Consider the following 4975-nt stretch of genomic DNA (forward strand, 5'->3'; position numbering starts at 1 on the left):
CCAAGTTTCATACGATCAGCCAAAGGTGGTGTCAATACGGAAACAAGATTTACCACACCTAAGAAAAATATAAGCAACGCCGGTCCAATGCGTGCCAGCAATTGCTTACCACGCCACGCAAAGGCAAGGATTCCCAAGAGTAATGGAAGCCAAAATTCGAATGCCCGATAGAGAATTGTAATGCCCAATCCTTCTGCCTGCGAGTAGCCGTACGCTTTAAAAATATACAGCATGGTCAGCTCTACAGCCCCAAGGCCACGTAGAAAAGGAGACACAATCATCAATACGACCGAAACAGTATAGGCAATAGCCGCAGCCTCGAAGGAGTGGTCCAAACCAAGAGCATACATACTTACAAAAGCATGGGCAATACCGCAACATTCGACGACCATGGACGCCAACATGGTACCCAACAAATATTTTAGCTTGACTTCTCCCGAAAATATTTCATCGATGTTAGAGGCTACAGCAGGAAACTTTAATTCGACCCAGCGATAAATGCCTTTGTGTGTCCGAAAAGACCAAACGAGCCAAAATACAACAGCCAGGAGCAGTCCCAAAACCACCAATGAGATCCAGGCATCACCAAAATTTTTATTATGCCAGATCGTATACAATATAACAGGTACACCAATCATAAAGACCGTCAGTAGTCCGACATAGCCATACAGCGCCCCTGCTTGGTGAATTTGCGTCGTATTCAAATTTCTTTTCCGCAACTCCGTTGTTGTATATGCCAAAGAACTAATTCCACCCGCAGGAAGAAACACACTGAGTAAATTTCTCTTCAGGAAAAGATCAATGGCGATTCTCAGATTAATAGAAAGACCGATCGCTTTAAAACTCTGCACATACATCAATCCCTGAAGCACAATATAGACGATGGTAATTCCAACTCCAACTGAAACCCAGGTTAGGTTGGCTGCGCGCAACTGCGGAATAATTGCCGCAAGCTCTTTCCGCTCATTTCTAAAAAAAACGAAGGCCAATAAGATAACCAAAACAGCTATTAATTCCTTCCAATAGGTCTTTGGCGAAAAATGTCGAATCCGTTGAGCAATAGTTTTGGCCATATGATCGTTTAATGATGAATAACCTTTAAATATATTATAAACACTAAAATAAAGCTAATCGTTTGAAAATGACTAATTGTTAATTTTTCGTCAATTCTTTTCACATTAATCAGTAATTTTCCTGCATGAAAGAGAAAAAGGTTTTGTTCATCGGACTTGTGTGGCCAGAGCCAACATCTTCAGCGGCGGGTTTTCGCATGATGCAATTAATTGAAACGTTCACTACCCGCTCTTATCACATTACATTTGCTTCGGCTGCTGCGAAGTCACCTTATAGTGCCCCTTTGCAGTCTCTCGGGATACATGAACAAGCAATCGTACTCAATAGCAATAGCTTCGACGATTTTATTACTCAACTACAGCCCGATATTGTTGTTTTTGATCGTTTTATGGTAGAAGAACAATATGGTTGGCGTGTCGCACAGCATTGTCCCGATGCACTCCGCATACTCGACACGGAAGACTTGCATTTTTTACGCCAGGCGAGACAGGCATCCGTCAAAAATAAAGGTGATTTCTCCTTTCAAGAGTTATTTACAGACACCGCTAAACGGGAAATTGCCTCTATTCTGCGAAGTGACCTCTCTTTGATTATCTCCGAATCCGAAATGAAGATTCTTATCGAAGAATTTCGAATTTCACCCGACATCCTCTATTACCTCCCTTTCCTTGAACACGAGATCAGTTCTACTGAAATTACTCAATGGAAGCCCTTTGAAGAGCGTAAGAACTTACTATTCATCGGAAATTTTATCCATGAGCCGAACTGGCATACGGTTCAATATCTAAAAACACAAATCTGGCCCCAATTACGGAAGATGCTTCCCAAAGTAGAATTGCACATTTATGGTGCCTACGCAACCCAAAAAGTACTCCAGTTAAACAACTCTAAAGAGAATTTCCTGATCAAGGGACGGGCGGAATCTGCTCGTCTTACCATGGAAAACTACCGAGTACTGGTCGCTCCAATTCAATTTGGTGCCGGCGTAAAAGGAAAGTTTATCGACGCCATGCAAACCGGCACACCATCTGTCACCACGACAGTTGGAGCAGAAGCCATGAAGGGTAATTTGGACTGGAATGGTTTTATCGAAGACGATCCCGAAACTTTCTGCCGAAAGACTGTCGAGCTTTACGAAAACGAGGATCTTTGGAAAACGGCCCAAGAACATGGTATCCGTATTATCAACGAGCGTTATGAAAAACGAAAGTATCAGGCCGACTTTATGACGAATCTATCTTTGTTAAAAGCGCAGATTGACAGGCACCGCCAACAAAACTTTATTAGTCAGATATTGTTGCACCACACGATGCAAAGCACAAAATATATGTCTTTATGGATTGAGGAAAAGAATAAATAGATTTTAGTTGACTTCACGCCACCAAGGCGCGTATACTGTATCTAATCTATTAAAATGGATCATTTCCCCTATTTTTGGCGTAAGGAGAGTGATCTGTTCTTTGTTCGCTGTCTCGTAAAATTTCTCCATTGGCTCTTTCCAGTCGTGCATAGCCAACGCGAACTTAGAAGAATGAACGGGCAAAATAGCTTGAGCTTTCAGATCCTTCGTTTCAGCAGCCCATTCGTCAGGTAAGGAATGGATATAATGCCAGGCATCGTTATATTGGCCATTTTCCAAAATTGCTAAATCAAATGGACCGAATTGGTCACCTATCTTTTTGAAGTGCTTACCATATCCGCTGTCTCCACCCAAGAAAATAGTGTACTGGGAAGTTTTTAACACAAAGGATGTCCACAAGGTATTATTCCGTGTAAATCTTCGCCCAGAAAAGTGCCTTGCGGGTGTGAAGGTTACCTGAAAATCGGGCGCCAGTTTTATCTGGTCGTACCAATCACCCTCGATGATCTGATCGGCCTTATATCCCCAAGACTCAAAATGCGACCCCACGCCAAGACCACAAATCACCTGACCGACTTTATCCCTCAATTTCACAACAGTCTCATAGTCCAGATGATCGTAATGATCATGAGAGATAAACAAATAGTCAATTTTCGGAAAAACCATCGTCGCATAGTCGACAGACATCTTAAATGCTTTATTGCTACCTGGGATAGGAGAAGCATTTTGGCTGAACACCGGATCAACCAATATTAATTTCCCATCTAACTTCATCAGGTAGGAGGAGTGACCAAACCAAATCAGAACGTCATCTGCGGGAAGATGTGCTAAATCGCATTCCATAGCAGGCAATACGTTGATCGGTTTCAAGTGGGGATTTTTGTTGAAAAGGAAATCCCACAGCAAAGAGGCCATATTGACATCGCTTTTCAACGACGGCGTTACTTCGAGATTATGAAAAATACCATTTTTAAAATTTGGTGACTGTTTCATCCGCTCCAGTCGAGCTCCTTTGAAACTTCCACCAAACATTGGATGAACAAAATAATAGAGTACTCCACTGATAAGAACAATCAATAGAGCCCCTAAAATAATCCATCCCATATTCCGCATCAGAAATTATTCTTCCACATCATGGATTCCACCGGACGGATGGTTTTGCCATTGTATTTTGCGTTACCTTTGGTATTATAAAATGTTTCGATATCGCCTTCTACGGCAAAATAGATCAATTGTCCAATAGGCATTCCCGCGTAAACCCGAACAGGTTGGGCAACCGAAATTTCCAAGGTCCAGGTATTACAGAAACCGACGTCACCCTTTCCTGCAGTTGCATGGATATCTATCCCTAAGCGACCAGTACTCGATTTGCCCTCTAAAAAAGGAACATGCTTATGCGTCTCGGTGTATTCTTGCGTAACGCCTAAATAAAGGGTATTGGGTTCCAATACAAAACCTTCTTCCGGGATTTCAAAATGCTGAATTTCATTGTGTTTCTTGGCATCAAGTACACGGTCTGCATATGTTGCCAAATATTTCCCCAAATGCACATCGTAGGAATTTGTTCCCAAACATTTACGATCAAATGGTTGAATGACAATACTGCCATTTTCAATCTCTTCGAGAATTCTTTTATCAGATAAAATCATGTGTATCAAAATAGCAAAAGCGTCAGGCAATGCTATACAAATTCAAAAATACAGTTCTCCCACTAATTTTACTTCATTTTTCAAAACAAAAATCTGCGATTTGTTTTTTAAATTTGGGTATGAGTCTAGTGTATCTACGTGAAATTGATAATCAAACCAAATTTGCAATTTGGCGAATTGAGGAATCGGACGACGATTTACTGTCGAAACTTCAATTGGATGAACGTGAAAAAGCAAAATTGGGGTCCTTCAATAAAGGGAAAAGACGGTTACATTGGCTTGCCACACGTGTTCTCCTGCGAACCTTATTAAACACATCCCGCTATATCGAATGTCCTTCGGATGCAAATGGCAAGCCTTATCTCGCCAATTTTCCCCAAAAAATATCACTTTCGCACTCATTTGATTATGCAGCAGCTATGATCAGTACAAAAGGAGAGGTTGGTATCGACATGGAAATCATCAAAACAAAAGTAGAGCGCATCCAACATAAGTTTTTAAAACCTGCGGAGCTTGCATTCATCGCGCAGGATGATAGCCGCTATGAGCAGCTTTATGCTTGTTGGTGCGCCAAAGAAGCAATTTATAAACTTCAAGGCAATGCAGGGGTTTCCTTCTTGAACAACATGACCATACAACCATTCGAATACCAAACGCAAGGTATATTAAAACTTGAACTCGACAGCGATCAAAATAAGCATATTTATGATGTACATTACGAGAAGTTCAATGAATATATGCTCGCTTACGCTGTAGAATAGGTCCTTTAAAAAAATAATTTTTCTCAATTTCAATGAATTAGCACACAGACAGCACTTTTTTTTTGTGCTTTTTGAAAAAGCTTCTATATTTGCATCATCGAAAACGATATGGCCCGTTCGTCTAGGGGTTA

At 41.2% G+C, this 4975-nt stretch carries 5 protein-coding genes; 2 read left to right on the forward strand and 3 right to left on the reverse strand.

The features are described from left to right. A partial coding sequence (locus tag B2X72_RS19275; RefSeq protein WP_286851126.1) for a lysylphosphatidylglycerol synthase domain-containing protein occupies positions 1–1073 on the reverse strand: 1073 nt, incomplete at its 3' end. Positions 1074–1198: 125 nt separating this feature from the next. On the opposite strand from B2X72_RS19275, the gene B2X72_RS19280 reads away from it, so the two are divergent. Beyond that, a complete protein-coding gene (locus B2X72_RS19280; protein ID WP_286851127.1) occupies positions 1199–2434 on the forward strand; it encodes a glycosyltransferase in 1236 nt (411 codons plus the stop codon). 3 nt (positions 2435–2437) lie between these two features. Here B2X72_RS19280 and B2X72_RS19285 read toward each other — a convergent pair whose 3' ends face one another. Continuing rightward, complete coding sequence (locus B2X72_RS19285; protein ID WP_286851128.1) at positions 2438–3538, reverse strand: MBL fold metallo-hydrolase; 1101 nt, start codon at positions 3536–3538, stop codon at positions 2438–2440. An 8-nt stretch (positions 3539–3546) separates the two neighbouring features. Then, positions 3547–4083, reverse strand: a complete 537-nt coding sequence (gene dcd, locus B2X72_RS19290; RefSeq protein ID WP_046673098.1) for a dCTP deaminase — start codon at positions 4081–4083, stop codon at positions 3547–3549. Between the two features lie 119 nt (positions 4084–4202). Here dcd and B2X72_RS19295 point away from each other — a divergent pair, with 119 nt between their 5' ends. After that, positions 4203–4844, forward strand: coding sequence for a 4'-phosphopantetheinyl transferase family protein (locus B2X72_RS19295; RefSeq protein WP_070561499.1), 642 nt, complete (start codon positions 4203–4205; stop codon positions 4842–4844). Positions 4845–4975: the final 131 nt, after the last annotated feature.

The organism is Sphingobacterium sp. UBA7253, from assembly GCF_002472745.1.
Taxonomy (GTDB): domain Bacteria; phylum Bacteroidota; class Bacteroidia; order Sphingobacteriales; family Sphingobacteriaceae; genus Sphingobacterium; species Sphingobacterium siyangense.

Bases quoted from the DNA above. Each gene is read 5' to 3' on its own strand.
- B2X72_RS19280 (WP_286851127.1), top strand. From the start codon at position 1,199: ATGAAAGAGAAAAAGGTTTTGTTCATCGGACTTGTGTGGCCAGAGCCA.
- dcd (WP_046673098.1), bottom strand. From the start codon at position 4,083: ATGATTTTATCTGATAAAAGAATTCTCGAAGAGATTGAAAATGGCAGT.
- B2X72_RS19285 (WP_286851128.1), bottom strand. From the start codon at position 3,538: ATGGGATGGATTATTTTAGGGGCTCTATTGATTGTTCTTATCAGTGGA.
- B2X72_RS19295 (WP_070561499.1), top strand. From the start codon at position 4,203: ATGAGTCTAGTGTATCTACGTGAAATTGATAATCAAACCAAATTTGCA.